The organism is Ruegeria sp. SATB027 (assembly GCF_059613825.1).
Genome location: NZ_JBXWTH010000042.1, coordinates 36,103 through 54,205, shown reverse-complemented (window position 1 = coordinate 54,205; position 18,103 = coordinate 36,103). Strand labels below are relative to the sequence as shown.

Annotated in this window: 23 protein-coding genes; 12 read left to right on the top strand and 11 right to left on the bottom strand. The window is 59.3% G+C overall.

Annotated elements, in window-relative coordinates; translation table 11 throughout:
* The first annotated feature begins 33 nt into the window (after positions 1-33).
* The 4 genes from AC2FPW_RS12315 (at position 34) to AC2FPW_RS12300 (ending at position 1,553) form a co-directional block, all read left to right on the top strand.
* A complete protein-coding gene (locus AC2FPW_RS12315) occupies positions 34-519 on the top strand; it encodes a peroxiredoxin (protein ID WP_496813935.1) in 486 nt (161 codons plus the stop codon).
* A gap of 103 nt (positions 520-622) precedes the next feature.
* Positions 623-868 carry a YMGG-like glycine zipper-containing protein gene (locus AC2FPW_RS12310; RefSeq protein ID WP_480773090.1) on the top strand — a complete coding sequence of 82 codons (246 nt, stop codon included), beginning with the start codon at positions 623-625 and terminating at the stop codon, positions 866-868.
* 10 nt (positions 869-878) lie between these two features.
* A complete protein-coding gene (locus AC2FPW_RS12305) occupies positions 879-1,226 on the top strand; it encodes an EF-hand domain-containing protein (RefSeq protein ID WP_209598445.1) in 348 nt (115 codons plus the stop codon).
* A gap of 15 nt (positions 1,227-1,241) precedes the next feature.
* Positions 1,242-1,553 carry a hypothetical protein gene (locus AC2FPW_RS12300; RefSeq protein ID WP_496813934.1) on the top strand — a complete coding sequence of 104 codons (312 nt, stop codon included), beginning with the start codon at positions 1,242-1,244 and terminating at the stop codon, positions 1,551-1,553.
* On the opposite strand, the gene AC2FPW_RS12295 is transcribed toward AC2FPW_RS12300, so the two are convergent.
* The 4 genes from AC2FPW_RS12295 to AC2FPW_RS12280 are packed head-to-tail and all read right to left on the bottom strand — an operon-like array spanning position 1,550 to position 4,292.
* Positions 1,550-1,843 (bottom strand): 4a-hydroxytetrahydrobiopterin dehydratase, encoded by a 294-nt coding sequence (locus tag AC2FPW_RS12295; protein WP_209505128.1) that lies wholly within the window; start codon positions 1,841-1,843, stop codon positions 1,550-1,552. The two genes, AC2FPW_RS12300 and AC2FPW_RS12295, sit on opposite strands and share 4 nt — an antisense overlap.
* Positions 1,840-3,027, bottom strand: coding sequence for a GNAT family N-acetyltransferase (locus AC2FPW_RS12290; protein ID WP_496813933.1), 1,188 nt, complete (start codon positions 3,025-3,027; stop codon positions 1,840-1,842). The genes AC2FPW_RS12295 and AC2FPW_RS12290 overlap by 4 nt, the downstream gene beginning before the upstream one ends.
* A gap of 45 nt (positions 3,028-3,072) precedes the next feature.
* Positions 3,073-3,840 (bottom strand): glycerophosphodiester phosphodiesterase family protein, encoded by a 768-nt coding sequence (locus tag AC2FPW_RS12285; protein WP_496813932.1) that lies wholly within the window; start codon positions 3,838-3,840, stop codon positions 3,073-3,075.
* Positions 3,837-4,292 carry a RidA family protein gene (locus AC2FPW_RS12280; protein WP_209505131.1) on the bottom strand — a complete coding sequence of 152 codons (456 nt, stop codon included), beginning with the start codon at positions 4,290-4,292 and terminating at the stop codon, positions 3,837-3,839. Before AC2FPW_RS12280 ends, AC2FPW_RS12285 begins: the two co-directional genes overlap by 4 nt.
* Before the next feature lie 350 nt (positions 4,293-4,642).
* Here AC2FPW_RS12280 and AC2FPW_RS12275 point away from each other — a divergent pair, with 350 nt between their 5' ends.
* Entirely contained in the window at positions 4,643-5,413 is a 771-nt protein-coding gene (locus tag AC2FPW_RS12275; protein WP_267364637.1) for an MlaA family lipoprotein, read from the top strand.
* Entirely contained in the window at positions 5,403-6,002 is a 600-nt protein-coding gene (locus AC2FPW_RS12270; RefSeq protein ID WP_496813930.1) for an MlaC/ttg2D family ABC transporter substrate-binding protein, read from the top strand. Before AC2FPW_RS12275 ends, AC2FPW_RS12270 begins: the two co-directional genes overlap by 11 nt.
* Before the next feature lie 101 nt (positions 6,003-6,103).
* Here the strand turns inward: AC2FPW_RS12270 and fliP are convergent, their stop codons facing one another.
* Genes fliP through fliF form a run of 4 tightly spaced genes read right to left on the bottom strand, consistent with a single transcriptional unit; the run spans position 6,104 to position 9,294 of the window.
* A complete protein-coding gene (fliP, locus tag AC2FPW_RS12265; RefSeq protein WP_496813929.1) occupies positions 6,104-6,835 on the bottom strand; it encodes a flagellar type III secretion system pore protein FliP in 732 nt (243 codons plus the stop codon).
* Positions 6,835-7,122, bottom strand: coding sequence for a FliM/FliN family flagellar motor switch protein (locus AC2FPW_RS12260; RefSeq protein WP_267364617.1), 288 nt, complete (start codon positions 7,120-7,122; stop codon positions 6,835-6,837). The genes fliP and AC2FPW_RS12260 overlap by 1 nt, the downstream gene beginning before the upstream one ends.
* Positions 7,115-7,711, bottom strand: coding sequence for a FliH/SctL family protein (locus AC2FPW_RS12255; RefSeq protein WP_496813927.1), 597 nt, complete (start codon positions 7,709-7,711; stop codon positions 7,115-7,117). Before AC2FPW_RS12255 ends, AC2FPW_RS12260 begins: the two co-directional genes overlap by 8 nt.
* Positions 7,711-9,294 (bottom strand): flagellar basal-body MS-ring/collar protein FliF, encoded by a 1,584-nt coding sequence (gene fliF / locus AC2FPW_RS12250; RefSeq protein WP_267364615.1) that lies wholly within the window; start codon positions 9,292-9,294, stop codon positions 7,711-7,713. The genes AC2FPW_RS12255 and fliF overlap by 1 nt, the downstream gene beginning before the upstream one ends.
* Before the next feature lie 118 nt (positions 9,295-9,412).
* Here fliF and AC2FPW_RS12245 point away from each other — a divergent pair, with 118 nt between their 5' ends.
* The 5 genes from AC2FPW_RS12245 to AC2FPW_RS12225 are packed head-to-tail and all read left to right on the top strand — an operon-like array spanning position 9,413 to position 14,044.
* Positions 9,413-9,910 (top strand): flagellar basal body-associated FliL family protein, encoded by a 498-nt coding sequence (locus AC2FPW_RS12245; protein ID WP_496813925.1) that lies wholly within the window; start codon positions 9,413-9,415, stop codon positions 9,908-9,910.
* Between the two features lie 9 nt (positions 9,911-9,919).
* A complete protein-coding gene (locus AC2FPW_RS12240) occupies positions 9,920-10,402 on the top strand; it encodes a hypothetical protein (protein WP_496813923.1) in 483 nt (160 codons plus the stop codon).
* Complete coding sequence (locus AC2FPW_RS12235; protein WP_480554364.1) at positions 10,399-10,983, top strand: MotE family protein; 585 nt, start codon at positions 10,399-10,401, stop codon at positions 10,981-10,983. Before AC2FPW_RS12240 ends, AC2FPW_RS12235 begins: the two co-directional genes overlap by 4 nt.
* Before the next feature lie 47 nt (positions 10,984-11,030).
* Positions 11,031-11,900, top strand: a complete 870-nt coding sequence (gene motA / locus AC2FPW_RS12230) for a flagellar motor stator protein MotA (RefSeq protein WP_480484555.1) — start codon at positions 11,031-11,033, stop codon at positions 11,898-11,900.
* Positions 11,897-14,044 carry a hypothetical protein gene (locus tag AC2FPW_RS12225; RefSeq protein WP_496813922.1) on the top strand — a complete coding sequence of 716 codons (2,148 nt, stop codon included), beginning with the start codon at positions 11,897-11,899 and terminating at the stop codon, positions 14,042-14,044. The genes motA and AC2FPW_RS12225 overlap by 4 nt, the downstream gene beginning before the upstream one ends.
* 58 nt (positions 14,045-14,102) lie before the next feature.
* Here the strand turns inward: AC2FPW_RS12225 and AC2FPW_RS12220 are convergent, their stop codons facing one another.
* Positions 14,103-15,470, bottom strand: coding sequence for an MmgE/PrpD family protein (locus AC2FPW_RS12220; protein WP_496813920.1), 1,368 nt, complete (start codon positions 15,468-15,470; stop codon positions 14,103-14,105).
* A 119-nt stretch (positions 15,471-15,589) separates the two neighbouring features.
* Positions 15,590-17,044, bottom strand: coding sequence for a betaine-aldehyde dehydrogenase (gene betB, locus AC2FPW_RS12215; protein WP_496813919.1), 1,455 nt, complete (start codon positions 17,042-17,044; stop codon positions 15,590-15,592).
* Between the two features lie 187 nt (positions 17,045-17,231).
* On the opposite strand from betB, the gene AC2FPW_RS12210 reads away from it, so the two are divergent.
* On the top strand, positions 17,232-17,561 hold the full coding sequence (locus AC2FPW_RS12210) for a hypothetical protein (protein WP_496813918.1): 330 nt from the start codon (positions 17,232-17,234) through the stop codon (positions 17,559-17,561).
* 3 nt (positions 17,562-17,564) lie between these two features.
* Here AC2FPW_RS12210 and AC2FPW_RS12205 read toward each other — a convergent pair whose 3' ends face one another.
* Positions 17,565-18,077: a potassium channel family protein gene (locus tag AC2FPW_RS12205; RefSeq protein WP_480586873.1), complete on the bottom strand. Its 513-nt coding sequence runs from the start codon at positions 18,075-18,077 to the stop codon at positions 17,565-17,567.
* Positions 18,078-18,103: the final 26 nt, after the last annotated feature.

Genomic DNA, 18,103 nt, shown 5'->3' with positions numbered 1-18,103 from the left:
AATTCTGCAAATCCAAACGACAGGAGCTGAAAAATGATTTCAACAGGAGATACCCTGCCCGAAGCAACGCTGATCCAGATGGGTGCGAACGGGCCGGAAGAGGTGCGGATTTCAGACAAGACCAAAGGCCGCAAGGTGGTGATCTTTGCCGTGCCGGGGGCCTATACCGGCACCTGCACGACCGCCCATGTGCCCAGTTTTATCCGCACGAAGAAACAGTTTGACGCCAAGGGCGTGGACGAGATTCTGTGCCTTTCGGTCAATGATCCGTTTGTGATGCAGGCGTGGGGGCAGTCCACTGGCGCGACCGAGGCGGGGCTGACCATGGTATCGGACGCGGCGGCAGAGTTCACCAAGGCCGTCGGCATGGATTTCGACGCGCCGCCCGTGGGGCTTTTTGCGCGGTCCAAGCGATATGCAATGCTGGTCGAGGATGGCAAAGTCACGGTGCTGAATATGGAAGAAAACCCCGGCGCCTGCGAAATTTCCGCCGGAGAAGGCCTGCTGGATGTGATCTGATTTTGATCGGCCCCGGTCCGACCGGGGCCTTTCGCCGCCAATTTAACTTGAAGCACCGCCCCAGAGCGCGAATACTTGGCCTATTCATACGGGGAGTTTTTTCATGAAACTTAACGCGTTCTTCCTATTACTGTCCGGCGCGGCCCTTTTGGCGGCCTGCGGACCGGCCCCAACCCCGCAACAGCAAGCCGCACGCCAGCACGAAATCGCCTGTCTGGGTGGAACGTTGGGCGGGGCGCTTATCGGGGGCGCGATCGGCAACCAGTTCGGTGGCGGATCGGGCAAGACGATCCTGACCGCGGCGGGCGCTGCCGCTGGCGGCATCGAAGGTCAGAGATTCGCGTGCTGAGGAGGTCGATATGAAACAGTTAAGCCTGGTGGTATTCATGGTGGCTTTGGCCGGTTCGGGTCACGCCGAAAGCGTGGCTGAACTGCACGAAAACGAGTTGAAGGCCATCGACGCCAACAATGACGGGTTCCTGTCCAAAGACGAGTTCGATGCTTTCTCGGATTATGCCTTTCAGGCAATGGACGAAGACAGGAACGGTACTCTGGGTCAGGCCGAGGCCAAACCGTTCATGGACATCAAACTGTTCCGCAACGCTGACCGAAACGGCGACAACGTAATCTCAAGACCTGAATTTGACACCCAGATGGGCGCGGATTTCCAGTCTGCGGATCAGGACGGGAATGGTCAGCTTGATTAATGGCAGGAGCATGAGATGAACAAATGGCTCGGTTTGACAGCGCTGGCGCTGGTTGCGGCCTGTGACGTGCCGCAGGCCCCGTTGGTGACAGGCCCGGACGGGCAGGCCCGCATTCAGATCAACCTGTCTGGCCTGACCTGCTATGAAACCAAGTGTCTGGATATCAACCCGGCCGCGCGCAGTGTGCGCCAGATCGGAAACAAGACCACGGGTATTCCAAGGGCGATTGACGTCAGCGACGGCACTGTCACGCCTGCCGAGTTCCGGAAGATGGGCACTGCCGCATCGCTGGCTGGCGGTGAAGGGTCAGGCCGCAACGACCGCTAACACAGACTGTCCATCTTGCGGGCCAGTTTGGCATCCAGCGAGGACAGGCCGCCCACATCATGGGTCGACAAGACAACCTCGACCGTGCGGTAGACATTGAACCATTCGGGGTGATGGTTCCACTTCTCGGCCCAGATTGCCACCTGTGTCATCCAGCCGAAGGCATGGACAAAATTGTCGAAAATGAAGGTCTTGGTGATCGCATCGCGGCCTTCAACCATGGTCCAACCGTTTTTGAACAGCGGATCCAGCAGCGGGCCACGGGTTTCGGTCGACAAGAGTTCGGTCATTGCTGTTCCTCCGGGTTCGATTTCCTGAACGGGCCGTAATCCGTCAGAATCTCGATCTCTTCTTCCACTGCGTGGCCTTCGGCGTCCAGATATTTCTTGACCGCATCAGCAAAACCTGGATCGCCGACCCAATGCAAGCTATGCGTGCGTGTTGGCAGGTACCCTCGCGCCAGCTTGTGTTCGCCCTGTGCGCCTGCCTCGACCCGGGCCAGACCTTGGGCAATGGCAAAGTCGATTGCCCTATAATAGCACAGTTCGAAATGCAGGCAGGGATGATGTTCGATGCAGCCCCAATAGCGCCCAAAAAGGGTTTCCCGGCCGATAAAGTTCAACGCACCCGCAATGGGAAAGCCATTCCGTTCTGCCATCACAAGGGCCATGTCATCTGCCATCGTGTCCTGAGCAATATCAAAGAACTGCCGCGTCAGGTAGGGTGAGCCCCATTTGCGCGATCCGGTGTCCTGATAGAACCGCCAGAACGCGTCCCAGTGTTCGGGGCGCAGCTGGTCACCGATCAGAGTGTGGATCTCGCCGCCAAACCCACAGGCCTGCGCGCGTTCTTTCCGGATAGTTTTGCGCTTGCGCGACGACAGCGCTCTCAAGAAGTCGTCGAAATCTGAATAGTTATCGTTCAGCCAGTGAAACTGCTGCGATCGGCGCAGCATCAGGCCCATCAGTTTGCCAGCAAGGGCTTCGTCTTCGGTACAGAAGGTCGCGTGAAGGGACGAGACCCGGTTGTCAGCTGCAAGCTGCACCGCCCCCTGAACCAGCGCCGACATGCCGATCCGTTCATAGCCCGGACGCACCAGAAACCGCCGCCCGGTTGCCGGGGTGAACGGCACCGCGATTTGCAGTTTGGGGTAATACCGCCCGCCCGCGCTTTCATAGGCATGGGCCCAGCTGTGATCGAAGATATATTCACCCTGGCTGTGCGATTTGGCATACATCGGGGCCGCCGCGATCAGCATCCCGTCAAGATAGGCGGTCAGGTATTGCGGCTGCCAGCCGGTGCCACGCCCGACCGAGCCGCTGTCCTCCAGCGCAAGCAAAAAGCGATGTGTGGTAAAGGGATCAAACGGCCGCCCGCCATCGGCAGCTTCGGGGCAGGCGCAGGCATCCCACTCTGCCTCTGAAATCTGCGACAGAGCGCCCAGTACCTGAATCTCGATCTGTGCCTGATCCATATGTCCTCCGCGCCTGTCCTTTATCTGTGACCGCACGAAGGGGGTTCAAGTCGAATGCGCAGCCAAATAGCCTTCGAAGGTCACATTGTCGGCAACCTTGCGGGCTTCTGCCTCTTGTTCGGGCGACCGGATTGTCCAACACAGGATCGGCACGCCCCGCGCCTTGAGTTCCGCCACGCGGGGGCGCGACAGGTCTGCGGCTTCGTGGCTGATGAAACTGGCGCCGACACGGTCGAAATCCGGGATATCGCGCAGGTGATCGCAGACGCTTTGCGGCAAAAGCTCGACACTGGGTTCATAGGCGCAGGTCGTGATCCCGCGCGGCAGATGCGGCGCCAGCCGCGCCAGTTCAGCGACCGAGTTGGGATTGAAGGACATCAGAGCCACCGGGCCTTTGTAATCCTGCAACGCGCGTACCGTGTCGCGTTCAAGCGCGCCCACATTCGTGCCCATCGCCCCGTCCTGATCCTTTAATTCGATCAGCAACGGCACCCGGCCCGCGACAATGTCCAGCACATCATCCAGTGTCGGAATGCCTTCTTCCCCATGCAACAGCGGCGTGCCAGAGGCGGCAAGTGCCGTGACCTGCTGAATGGGCCCCGACTGCCCGGTCAGGCGGGTCATGTCATAATCGTGAAAGACCATTGCCTGGTCATCCGATGTCAGCTGAAGATCGATCTCGATCCCGTATCCAGCTTCAATCGCAGCACGAATGGCCGCTCGGCTGTTTTCCGGGCGGTTCTTGGTAATGTCATGCAGCGCCCGATGCGCAATCGGGGCCTGCAAAAACACATCTGGTAGGGGCGGCGTCATTCGATTTCGAAAATGCCTTCGATCTCGACCGCAACACCCAGCGGAAGCGACGCCGCGCTGACGGCGGAACGCGAGTGGCGACCGGCATCGCCCAGCGCCTCGACCAGAAAATCTGACGCGCCGTTGATCACCTGCGGCTGTGCCGTGAAATCAGCGGTCGAGTTCACGAATCCGGTCAGTTTGATCACGCGGACCAGCTTTTCGATATCTCCGCCGCAGGCCGCCTTGACCTGTGCCAGCAGGTTGATCGCGCAGACGCGCGCCGCCGCAGCTCCGGCTTCGACATCCAAGTCATCGCCTAGTTTACCGGTGATCAGCTTATCAGTCTTCGAGATCTGGCCGGATACATACAGGATATTGCCGACACGCACGAAAGGCACATAGTTAGCCGCAGGCGCGGGCGCTTCTTCCAGCGTTACACCGAGGCTTTCAAGTTTGGCAGCGATGCTCATTGCGAGGGTCCTTCCCTAAATTCAACTCTGCGGGACGCTAACCGGGAAGCACGGATTGGGAAAGACGGAAACCGGCAAATTTCGGCCTTCCTGCGATCTGAGCGTATCTTTACTGAAAATTCACTGTTGATCGACGGTCACTTTACCCCACCGTGATGAACAGGTTACACGCAAGGTGTTTCATTTAAGACCTGAAACGACTATGTGACTGCAACTTGTGCCGCTCCGGCACGTGGATTTTGGTGGATTATTGATTGAATGTCCGGCAGGCGCATATGCCGGGCCATTTAGGAGAGACAAAGATCGTGTCGAGCAGATTTCGCCTGAAACACCTTGTTTTACTGTCGCTCATGGCCGTTGTGTCCGCCTGTGCAACCACGCCACCCGAGGGTGCCTCGCGCAGTGACGTGTTTGATCCGTATGAAAATGCGAACCGGGGAATTCACAAGTTCAATCTGGGTGTTGACCGGTTTCTGTTCCGGCCGGCCTCGAAAGGCTATGTCAAAATCGTTCCTGACCCGATGGTCACCAGTTTCAGCACTTTTGCCGAAAACATCTCGCTGCCCGGTCAAGCGGTTGACTACCTGCTTCAGGGCAACCCGAAACAGATGGGCAACGCCCTGCTGCGCTTTGTGATCAACATGACCGTAGGTGGCTTTGGCCTGTCTTCGCCCGCTGATGAGCTGAACCTGCCACCGGTGGACACGGATTTCGGTGAGACCCTGCATGTCTGGGGAGTGGGTGAAGGCGCTTATATCGAGCTGCCATTCTATGGCCCGTCAACCCAAAGGGATGCAATTGGGGTTGTGGTCAACCTGTTCTCGAACCCGATCAATTTCAGCCCGACCCGACCCGCCGACAACCTTGGCGTCTACGCCGAAATCGTGCGGCGCATGGGGGATCGGGGCCGGTTCTCGGATACTGTCGATTCCATTCTTTACGAAAGTGCCGACAGCTATGCGCAGGCCCGCCTGATCTATCTGCAAAACCGCCGCTTCGAACTGGCAAGAGATGATGAAGACGCCTATCTGGACTTGTATTCTGACCCCTATGCCGAAACCGGGACGGACCCGGTCAGGGACCCCTATCTTGACCCCTACGAGGACCCCTATGCCGAATAACGCGTTGAACCGCCGTCATTTTATCGCAACCGGGCTGGCGCTGGCAGTGCTACCCGTACCTGCCTTTTCCCAGACCGAGGCCGCCGCCAAGGCGCTTGTGACCAGCGTGGTTACCGACATCAACCGGGTGATCGAGTCGGGCAAGTCCGAAAAAGCGATGCTGCGCGATTTCGAAAAGATCTTCGCTCAATATGCCGACGTGCCGATCATGGCGCGCTATGCGCTGGGTGCGGATGCCCGCTCAGCCAGCCCGACCCAGCTGAAACAGTTCACCGCTGCCTTTCAGGGTTATATCTCGCGCAAATACGGCCGCCGTTTCCGCGAGTTCATCGGCGGTGAGGTCGATGTTCGCAATGCCCGCAAGATCAAGGCCGGGTTCGAGGTTCGCACGATGGTCAAGCTGCGCGGATCAGCCCCGTTCGATGTGACGTTCCTTGTTTCCGACAAATCCGGCCGCGACAAGTTCTACAACATGTTCATCGAAGGCGTGAATCTGTTGCTGACCGAACGCACCGAGATTGGCGCAATGCTGGATGCCCGCAAAGGCAACCTGAATCAGCTGATCACGGACCTGAAAAAGACGGGTTAAGCCGTTTCCGGCGCAAATGAGCTCGGAAAACGCGTTTTCTGTGCAAATCTGAAGGGCTAGGCTTGTCTGGCCCTTTTTCGTGAGGGTCCCTTTGGAGAGATCTAGGGCATGTAGCTGCGCACCAGCGCGCCTGCGATCAAGGCCCACCCGTCAGCGATCACGAAAAACGCCAGCTTGAACGGCAGTGACACGATGGCAGGTGGCACCATCATCATGCCCATCGACATCAACACCGCTGCAACCACAAGATCGATGATCAGAAAGGGCAGGAAGATCAGGAACCCGATCTGAAAGGCACGCGCGATCTCGGACAGCATGAAAGAGGGCATCAACACCGATAACGGGGCCTGGGCGGACAGCTTGATCGCGTCACCACCGGGGCGCAGGGCCGCCATTGCATAAAACGTATCTGAATCCAGCCGGTTGGCCATGAAGCCGCGAAAAGGCTCTAACGCGCGTTCCAGCGCGGGCTCGACCGCCATGGTTTCTTCCATCATCGGGCGTATTCCTGCGGTCCAGGCCTCGGTGAACACCGGGTCCATGATGAAATAGGTCAGAAACAGCGCAAGACTGACCAAAAGCATATTCGGCGGCGATTGCTGCAGGCCGACACCCTGCCGCAGGATCGACAGAACGGTGATCAAAAACGGGAAACAGGTGATCATGATCGCCAGACCCGGAGCAACGCTGAGCACCGTGATCAACAGGATCAGCTGGATGGTGCGGGCCGAGATCGAACCGCCTTCGCCCAGCGACAGGGTCACATCCTGAGCCGCCGCCAACGACGGCAGTGACACCACTACAGCCAGACCCAGCCAGATCACATAGCGCATCAGCCGATTCCGTTTTGCAGATCCGCAATCTCGGTCAGGCGCACGGCCAGTTGCCCAGCCTGATCGCCCTCCATCTCCTCAAGCACCCCGCGTGCCACCAGCTGATCCCCGACATAAAGGTCGACCGGGTCCTCGATCCGCTTGTCCAGGGTCAGAACCGCGTTCTCACCCATGTTCAGCAAGTCCCGGATCAACGGGCGGGCGCGGCCAACCGAAACGGTCACTTCAATCGGAACCGTTTCGAAAGGATTGGGTTTTTCGGTTTTCGGGAACTGGGTGTCATTCATTGGACAAAGCCTTTCTTGCCTCAAAGACGTATGCGTCAAATGCCTGTTCAATGGTGGACAGCAGGGCCGCGCAATCAATCTCACGCCGGCTTGTGCCGACCTGCAATCGCGCCTGTCCGGGGGCCAGGCCAGGGTCTTCGATGACGCGCGGTGCGGAGTTCAGGGTCTGCGGCAGCAGGGATTGCACGGCTTGCGCGCACCTTTCCGGCACCATGATCTGCATCGGTTGTTCGATTTCGACGCGCGCCATCTCGCAAAGCTGTTCGACGATCCGGGCGGCCAGCCCGCGTTCGACCATGTCAGGCAATACGGTCTGAACCAGGCTTTCGAACATCGGTTCCAGAGACAATGTCATCCGGTTAAGCGCCTCGTGATAGGTGAAGGACATATCCTCAAGCGAACCCGCCAGTTCAGCCGAAACGCGGCCGCGGTTCTGTTCCTGCGCCTGCGCGGCGTCTTCCCACCCCGCGCCGTACCCGCTTTCGAACGCGGCAAGGCGTTGTTCCTCAAGCGCTTCCTCGTCCAGATACAGAACGGCTCCGGCGCTGGTCCGGGTGGTGAAATCCTCAAGCAGATGAGCGATGGACATCACACGCGCTCCTCACCTTCTTCAAGCCAACTGCGCAGGATCTCGACCGTTTCTTCCTGCTTGTCGCCGATCATTGCGCGCAACCGATCAACCGGGTCCCCGATGGCACTGACCCCAAGCACGGGAACGGTCCCTTGTTGGGGCAGCGGCGTGAACTCTGCCGTTCCGTCCGCCGCGATTTCACCGGTCAGGACCGACGGGGGCGGAGCCCTACCCTCCGCAGCTGGCAACAGCGCCGGGACCATCGCAGGTTTCATCAGGATCGGACGGATCACGAACAACGCCAGCACCAGCGACACCAGCGCCAACGCTGCCATCTGGATCAGTGACATGGCGTCCAGATGGATGTTTTGCCAAAGCGAAGAGGAAACCAGCGTGCCTTGTGGCGCGACCGTCGGTAAATCCAGCGATTTCAGAGTGATGACATCCCCGCGCGCGGCGTCAAATCCCACAGCCGAGGCCACCAGCTCTTCAAGTGCGTCGAGTTCCGTCTGCGGCAGCGGTGTGAAGGATTCAGCGCCCGAGGCATCCACCGCCCGCGTTCCGTTGACCAGAACGGCAACCGTCAGGCGTTTGATCGCACCGGGGGCGGTGTGCACCTCCAGCTCGGTTTCGGAAACCTCGTAATTCACCCTCTCACGTGTCTGGGTCGCGGTCGAATTCGATTCGTCCCCCCCCGCGCCATCGCCGTCGGGCAGGTTTGAGGCCACGGTGACATCGGCTGACTGGTTGCGCGCGCTGTCGGAGCGTTCCTCGACATCTGTACTGATCGCCACCCTGCCCTTGGGGTCAAAGCGCCGCTCACGCAGGGATTCTGTCCTGGTTTCAGTATCGACAGAAACCTCGACAACGGCATTTCCCGTACCAACGCGTGCTTCGACCAGACGCAGAACCCGTTCCCGCAACTGCCGGGCTTTGTCATCTGCCGTATCGGCGGCCACGGCGGTGTCCTGCCCGCCAATCACGGACCCGTTCGAATCGATCACTGTCACGCTTTCAGGTGACAGACCACTAACGGCCGAGGCGACAAGAAACCGGATAGCCTTGGCCTGATCGCCGGTGATCTCGCCCCCCGAGGGCACCAGATAGACCGAAGCCGTCGGTGCGACGCTGCGCTGAAACGGATTGGCAGAGCCATTGGCGATATGAACGCGGGCCTGGCTGACATGCGGGCTGCCCACAATTGTGCGCGCCAGTTCACCCTCTTTCGCGCGCCAGTAGGCGGCATCAAACATCTGGGAAGTGGTGCCGAAACCGTTCAGCGAATCAAGCAGTTCGTAGCCCTTGGTGCCGTTGGCAGGCAGGCCTTCGCTGGCCAAAGTCATCCGCAGCTCGTCCCGCTGTGCGCCCGAGACGTAAATTGATCCGCCCCGAATCTCGTAGGCCACGCCACGCTGATCCAGCGCGCGCACGATATCCCCGGCGGCCCCGCTTTCCAGACCCGCGTAAAGCAGGGTCATCGAAGGCGCTGTCGCAAGGCGCGACATTCCGAGGATCCCGAGAAACACCAGCACAACCGCACCGGCAACGACGATTTGTTTACGCCTGTCCAAACTTGCCCAGACAGTTCCGATCTGCTGCACGCTCACCTCCGACTCGCCGACATTCTGCCCGGCGTATCCTCTGTTTGGACGATTGCCCTTAACAATCGGTTAGTCCCTGCAAGGTTATGACAGGACAGAACACAGGAATGAGGACGTCATGACCGACGCAACGGCTGAACAGGCGGAAACCTCGGAAAAGAAGGGGAAAAAAGGAATGATCGTCGGGGTGATTCTGGCCATCGCCGGTGCCGCCGGTGGGTATTTCCTGACCTCATCCGGGCTGCTGCCGCTGGGGAACAAGGCCGAGAAGGCGGAAAGCCATGACTTGGAAAAGGAAGAACCGGCCAAGGCATTGGCGGATGTTGCCTTTCTCGATTTGCCGCCGGTGATCGTTTCGGTGAATTCCGGCGGCGCGCGGCATCTGAAGTTTCACGCACAGCTTGAGGTTAACGCCCCGTACATGACTGACGTGGAAAAAATGCGACCGCGAATCATGGATGTCCTGAACGGGTATCTGCGGGCCGTCGAATTGAAGGATCTTGAGGATTCACTGGCGTTGATGCGCATCCGGGGCCACCTGCTGCGCCGCATCGAGATTGTCGTTGGCGAAGGTCGCGTGCGCGACGTGCTGGTGATGGAATATGTTCTGAACTAGGAGGCGAAATTGGAGCTGATTGCGGATATTTTGCTGGTCGCCGGCGCCATGGGTGCGGGTCTGTATTGTTTTGTGCTGTCGCGCCGTCTCAAGCGTTTTGCCGATCTTGAAAAGGGCGTCGGCGGCGCGGTGGCGGTGCTGTCGACCCAAGCGGAAGAGTTGCGGAAATCACTGGATGATGCGCGCAACGCCTCTGATCAGTCAGGCGACCAGCTTAAGGCGCTGACGGGGCGCGCCGAAACGGTGGCACAGCGGCTGGAACTCATGATGGCGTCAATGCACGACGTCGTGCCCGAAAAAAACACTGATCCCCAACCCGAGGCAAAGGTTTCAGAGACAAGCACCATCACCGAAGTTCCGGAGAGCGTGAAGCACGAAGACAAACCCGAGCCGCCGGCCAGCGAATCCGCTGCGCCCCAAGAACAGGCACGCGCACCTGAAGGGTTGATGTTTTTCCGGCATGACCGCAAGCAAGGCGAGGCGCAGGCATGAGCCGCCCGCGGATCAACACTCCCAACGCGCGGCCCCGCGGAGGGGTGCTTGCCGTGATCTCATTGCTGATGATCGGCTCGGCCGCTATCCGCATCGGGCTGGAAGCCGGACCCGCCTTTGCCAAACCAGCCAAACCTGAGGCGGAACACGATGAACCCGCCCCGTCCGACACCCGTGACATGCAGGTTCTGCTGACCGAGCTTCTGCGCCGGGAAGAGCGTGTCAAACAAAAGGAAGACATGCTGCGCGAGCGGGAAAACGCTCTGGAAATCGCGGGTCAGGCTATCGAGATGCGCATGGCCGCGCTTGAGGAGGCCGAGGAGTCGTTGCGCACCACTCTGGCGCTGGCGGACAGGGCGGCGGAAAACGACCTGACGCGCCTGACCGATGTCTATCAGAACATGAAGCCGAAAGACGCGGCTGCGCTGTTCGAAACCATGGACCCGACCTTTGCCGCCGGGTTTCTGTCACGCATGTCACCGGATGCGGCAGCCGGGGTTCTGGCGGGGCTCAGCCCCGAAGCGGCCTATACGATCAGCGTTGTCATGGCGGGCCGAAACGCCTCGGCCCCTCAGGAATAGTCGCCCGTGTTCCCCGCGGTTGCAACACACATAGCCGGAGATCTCAGATGATTGGAATTGTTGGAATTGTCGTCATTTTCGTGATGGTCTTCGGCGGCTATCTGGCCGCTGGCGGCAAGATGACCATCATTCTAAAGTCGCTTCCGTTTGAAATGATGATGATCGGTGGTGCCGCTGTTGGTGCCTTTTTGATCAGCAACGACATCGGCGGCGTGAAACACACGATCAAGGACATGGGGAAGGTCTTTAAAGGCCCGAAATGGAAGCCCGAGGATTACCGCGACCTGTTGTGCCTGCTGTTTTCCCTCATCCGCATTGCCCGCGCCAATCCGGTAGAGGTGGAACAGCATATCGAAGACCCCGGCAGCTCGGACCTGTTTTCGTCCTACCCCAGAATTCAGGCCGACAAGGAAGCGGTTGATCTGATTTGCGACACGATGCGGTCCGCGGCGATGAATTACGACGATCCGCATCAGGTCGAAGAGGTTCTGGAGAAACGGATGGAAGCGAATTTCCACCATGCCCTGCATTCGAGCCACGCCTTGCAAACCGTGGCCGACGGCCTGCCCGCACTTGGAATTGTCGCCGCCGTTCTGGGGGTAATCAAGACAATGGGGTCCATTGATCAGCCACCGGAAGTTCTGGGAAAACTGATCGGCGGCGCCCTTGTGGGTACGTTTCTGGGTGTCTTTCTGGCCTACGGTCTGGTTGGTCCCTTTGCGGCCAAGCTGAAATCCGTTGTCGAGGAAGACAATCACTTCTATCAGCTGATCAAGGAAGTTCTGGTTGCAAACCTGCACAACCACAATGCTGCCATGTGCATTGAGGTCGGACGCCAGAACACACCAACGCATAACCGCCCTGATTTCTCTGAGCTTGAGGATGCGTTGAAAGAGCTCAAACGGGCCGCGGCATGAGGCAAACCGCGATACTGGTTGCAGCGTTGATCACGCTTGCAACGGCCGCAACCTCTGAAGAGGTGACTGTGCGGTCCGGTGAACATGAGGGCTACACCCGGCTGGTTTTCACCGTTCCACCGGATACGGGCTGGGTTCTGAGCCAACGCAAGAACGGCGCCAAGCTGGCAATTGACCTGAAGGGTGTCACATTTCGGACGGGTTCGGTGTTCGGGCGGTTGACATCAGATCGGCTGGCCGCGCTGTCGCAGGCGCAACCCGGTAGTGCGCTTGAGCTGGAATTCGGGTGCGCCTGCACGGCGTCGGCGTTCCTGTTTCGAAACTCGATGATCGTTTTGGACATTGCACCAGCAATAGCCCTGCCGCCCTTGCTTGCGGAAATCCCTCCGCCGACCCGAAAAAAACCGGCAGCGCCGAAAGCTTCTCCCGCGGAACACAAGCTTCTTTCACAGCTGGACCTGCCGCTTCTGACCGGGAAGACGCACGGGATCAGGGATCAGTTGTCGACCCGTCTGGTGCAAGGGGCGGATCGTGAGCTGCTGGACCTGAATTTGGCACCTGTCGGACCGCGCCGTTCTGCCTCGTCCGAGGCCGTGACGCTGTTACCCGGATTGACATCGAACATCCGCGTGACCTCGGTTCTGGATGATCTGCAGGACATTCTGAACTCTGGTTTGCAGCAGATCGATAACAACCCGGTTTGTATCTCAACGGCTGAACTGGGCTTCACGACATGGTCCGGGACGCGCCCGTTTCCAGAGCAGGTGTCCGCCTTGCGCACCGCCCTATACAAAGAGTTCGACCGTCTTGACGCGGAAAGCGCGCTGAAGCTGGCGAAGCTCTATGCCTATAACGGCTTTGGGGCCGAGGCGCTGAAGGTTTTGCAGTTATTGCCCCCCCCACCTGATGAGGCTGGACGTGTTGAAGGGATTGCACGGCTGGTGGATGAGCGGCCAGCACAGGTTTCAAATCCATTCAGGGGCCAGCAACGGTGCAACAGCGACGTCGCACTTTGGGCCGTGCTATCTGAGGGAAAGCTGGCACCTGATGCACATCTTGAAGCCATCGAACACAGCTTTGCAAAGCTGCCAGAGCATCTTCGCCGCCACCTTGGCGCGCGACTTTCGGATATCCTGACAGACGCGCAGGAACTGGAGGCCGCGCGCAGGATCATGCGTTCGGTCGACCGGGTTGAACAGAAGCCGTCCCCGAACGTCTCGCTGGCCCGGGCTGGCGTCGCCGAAGCCGAAGGCGACAGCGCCCTTGAAGAGGCGCTGCTGACCGAGGTCACGACCTCGGCCGGGGCCAAGTCCGAGGCGCCGGTGGCTTTGGCGCGGCTGGTGGAAAAGCGATGGTCCGACCGCAAGACTGTGTCCTCCAAGGAACTTGAACTGGCCGCGTCTTACGCGATCGAGTTCCGGCGATCTGAACTGGGCCCGATGATGAACCGCACCCATGCGATTGCCCTGGGTCTGAGCCAGGATTTCGACAGCGCATTCGATGTGATCCAGTCTTTGCCAGACGGTTCGGACAGCAACAGCGCTTTCAACCGTCACCTGCAATTGCTGGCAGAGCGCTCAGACGACCTTACCTTTTTGCGTCAGGTCACATTGGTGCAGCAGTCGGGTCGGGCGGCGGCGCTATCCACGGATACCGCGATTACACTTGCCGAACGCCTGGCCGTGCTTGGCTTTGCCGATCAGGCCGTTGCGCTGACAAACAGGCCTGAAGATCAGGCCCGGCGGTCAGAGCGTGCCCGTCTGCGCGCCCGTGCGGCGTTGCTGTCGGACCGCCCGCAACAGGCCATGCTTGAGCTGGCCAATGATACCTCGGACGAGGCGCTCGTCCTGCAGGCGCAGGCGTTGGACAAGGTGCAGGACTATGCGGCGGTGGCCGAACTCATGCAGAGCCGCGGGCAACAGGAAGAAGCAAACCGATACCTATGGCTGGCCGGGTTACCGGAGGAAAGGATTGGGCCCTCTGACGGAAAGTACGCAAGCCTCAACCAAACCTCCGAGGCCCTTTTGGCCCCGCCGGTTCGCGTGTCAGGCAAGCCGTTGGCGGATGCGGGAAGCCTGCTGGAGGACAGTCTGGCAACGCGGCAGAGGATCGTCGAAATGCTGAACACGGTCAGGGTGGAGTGAGGTTTCACAGCCAACCGGTCCAGTTGCCCGGATCGTTGCAGGCGGGTCGGGGCGCGGTTCACGGTTCTGGTGGATCAAAAATCAGCGGTGTCAGGTCTGCATACCGCGCGCTTTTGTCCGGCCAACTAAGTATCACTTGACGGATGCGGTCGGCACGATCTTGTCCAAGCACGGGGGCCGCAAACTGCGTATACTTGGCGATGACATCGTCCCGTGACATGGGGGCCTCGGGGCCGCCGCGGGCATGAATATCCCCGGATTTCAGAACAAGGCCACCCGTTGTCGTGATCGTGACGTCTGCCCAGCGCCCTTCGGGAAACCGGGCGCTGTGGTGTTCGCTTTCCGCGACCGTGATGCGGGACATCAGATTGGCGACCGCAGGATCAGACAGGCCAGACCCTGAGATATGTTCAACGCCGATGCGCCCGTAAACGGCCTGAACTGCCACGGCAAATGGCAGGGAATACTGCGCTTGCGAGGTTGTTTCGGGCAGTTCCGCAAAAAGGCAGGCCGCCTGATGAAAGCTGTTGATATGCAAAGTTTCGATCTGCGCGCTAGTTAGGTCATGCGCGATCATGACAGCGCGCACGCCATCAATCGCGGCATGGGCCCAGCGACAGATCGGATAGGGTTTCACGTATTGATGTTCGACCTGCCAAAAGGTTCCCAGATCCTCCCAGTAGGGTGTGACCTCTTCCGCCTCGATGGTGATGGCGGGCGCGCCGGTAAAGCCGCGTTCGGCCAGAACAGCGGCGGACAGCCCCACCATCGCCCCCCAGCCCGACCCGTCATGCAGCATTGTGGGGTTGGCAATCTCGCGCATCATCTGGCTGCGTGGACCGTGATATTCGGCAATTCCCATCGCCTGCCGCATCTGGTCGGCAGATAATCCGCGCAGGCGCGCCGCCATCGCAACCACGCCCAGCGCGTTCCAGGCACCGGATGTGTGGTAATCGCTGACACTGGCGTGCAGCGATAGGCCCGCGCGCCCGGCCACCTCGTACCCGGTAACGACCGCCGCCAAAGCCTCGGGTCCGGTCAGGTTCGGGCAATGTTCGGCCAGTGCGGTCAGCGTTGGCAACACAACCACCCCGATATGGCCCTTGGTGGGGTTGTATCCGTCGTGACCATCCAGATTGTCGGTCTGCGTGGCGGCGGCATAGGCGGCACCCGCTATGCTGACGGTACGGCCATCGAACAGCATCCGTGCGCCATATGCAGGATCCGTGTTGGCATAAAGCAATGCCGCCGTGTCCCGCGCGATCACGCCTGCCTGCATCGGGCCGGATGCGATCAGGATCCCCATCGTGTCGAGCATCATCAGCGCCGCAGCCTCTAGTGCGCTTTCAGGCATGTCCGAGGCCGCGCGGGTCAGCGTGAAATCGGCAACCCTGGAAAATGTATTTGTCTGCGGGTTATGCGTCATGAGAGCTCTCCTGTCGGGCGGGGCCGGTACAGGAAAGTCAGCCACAGGTAAGGGCGGGCTTGTACTCTGTTCCCGACGCCAAATGTCGGGAACAGAGGAAAACGAACGAAGAAAAGACCCTAGTAAGGGGCTTCGACGTCATTCATGGAAACGTAGACCGTTTTCATTTCCGAAAAATGGTTGATCGCCAGCTTCGAATTCTCGCGCCCGACACCCGACATTTTCGATCCCCCAAACGGGGCTTCGACCGGGGCAAGGTTATAGGTATTGATATAACAGGTTCCCGCCTCGAACCCGGCCACAACACGGTGCGCGCGGGTCAGGTCATTGGTGAACACGCCTGCGGCCAGACCAAATTCAGTGTTATTGGCACGGGCCATGACCTCGGATTCCGTGTCGAAATCCAGCACCGACATGACGGGGCCAAAAATTTCCTCGCGCGCGATGGTCATGTCATCGGTCACATCCGCAAAAACGGTTGGCTGCATGTAGAAACCGTCGCCTTCGATCCGGTTGCCGCCGAAGACCAGCCTTGCGCCCTCGGCCCTGGCTTTGTCGACATAGTTCAGCGCGATGTTCAACTGGTTTTCGCTGACCATCGGGCCAAAGCTGACGTCCTCGTCCATCGGATCACCGATTTTGGCGTTGGCCAGACGTTCGGACAGGCGTTTCAGGAAGGCATCCTTGATACCTTTTTGCACAAAGACGCGGGTACCGTTGGAACAGACCTGGCCCGATGAATAGAAGTTGCCAAGGATCGCGCCGGACACCGCGTTTTCGATGTCAGCATCGTCAAAGACGATCATCGGAGATTTGCCGCCCAGTTCCATGGTCACGTGCTTCATACCGTCAGCTGCCGCGGCATAAACCTTGCGGCCTGTCGGCACCGATCCGGTCAGCGAGACCTTGGCCACACGCGGATCGGTGACCAGCGCGGCGCCTACGTCGCCATAGCCCTGAATCACGTTGTAGACACCCTTGGGCGCACCGGCCTCGACAAGAATCTCGGCCACTTTCAACGCCGAAAGAGGCGTGGTTTCCGAAGGCTTGAAGACCATCGTATTGCCGCAGGCCAGCGCCGGGGCACCTTTCCAGCAGGCAATCTGCGTGGGATAATTCCACGCCCCGATGCCGACGCAAACGCCCAGCGCCTGACGGATGGTGTAAACGAAATCGCCACCGCCCAGCGGAATATGCTCGCCGGTCAGAGAGGCGGCCAACCCGCCGAAATATTCCAGCGCATCCGCACCTGATGTGGCATCTGCCACCGTAGTTTCCTGAATCGGTTTGCCGGTGTCATGGGTTTCCATAACCGACAGGTCATAATTGCGGTCGCGCATTATGTCAGCCGCGCGGCGCAGAATGCGGCCGCGTTCTGTTCCGGTCAGTGCGGCCCAGGCTGCCTGAGCGGTTTTCGCGCTGTTCAAAGCCTTTTCCACAATCGCCGGTGTCGCCGAATGCAGGCGGGCTATCACCTCGCCGGTTGCGGGGTAGATCACGTCAATGGCCGTGCCATCGGTATCCTCGACATAGGCGCCGTCGATGAAATGGCTGGCCTTGGGCTGAAACTTCATACCGTGTCCTTTTCGCTCGACCCCGTCCGGACGGGGCATTTGGTCGTTTGGAATCGGCCCTAAAGGTTATTGACTGGCCAGTCAATAAAATCATCCAAGCGGCAAGATAACGCCTGCCATCGCTCACAAACCTTGAAATTTTTGGTTAATGTTCTATATATGTTCCACATAGTCAGAGGACAAACCGATGACCCAGCACATGCGCCACGTGGCACTGAACGGGCCAAACAACGACTACCATCTGCTTCCGGTAACAGACCGGCAGATGCGATATGCGCGCGCCATTGCCGAGAAATCAGCGCTTGAGATTCCGGTCGAGGCGCAGCGCGACAGGCAGTTGTTGTCCGACTGGATTTCAGCCCACAAACCGCGCGGCACCTCGCAATTCGACGATTACCCGACGGGCAAGCAGGTGGCATTCGCCGAACGGATCTCACGCAGCAAGCGCCGCCCGATCCCGTCCGAGTGTTTTCGGGACAAGAAAATGATGTCCCGCTGGATTGATCACAATAGATAACCCTTACTTAGGGTCTTCTGGCGCATGATTGCGGGTATAAAGCGCAACCGCAGCCGCAACAAACATACCCAGCAGAATGTAACCGGTCACAGCCTCGGACACGGCAAGCCCGCGACACAGGCCGGTCGGGAACATGTCGCCATACCCGACCGTGGTGAAGGTGACATATGAAAAATACAGGACATCCCCCGGACCCTGCGCCCCGACGACACAGTTGTCATTGTACCCAAATGCCCCGTAGACGGCGGCGAACAGGAACGGGACGACCTGGATGAATGACACGCCCATCAGGAACAAAAGCCGTCGCGGCGATTTCACCTGTGTCATGTAGTACCAGGATTGCGACACCAGCCAGATCAGCAGGCCAACCGACGCGATTGTTCCGATCATGTCACCTGCAGCGGTTTCGTTCAGACGCGACAGCCCGAACCAGGCAAGAAAACTTGTCAGAACCAGCCCCAATGCCGCAATCAGGGTCGATTTCCATTCTTCCAAAGTTGTGGGTTTGCGATGCATGAACGCTCTCTCAACCTAGTCTGAGG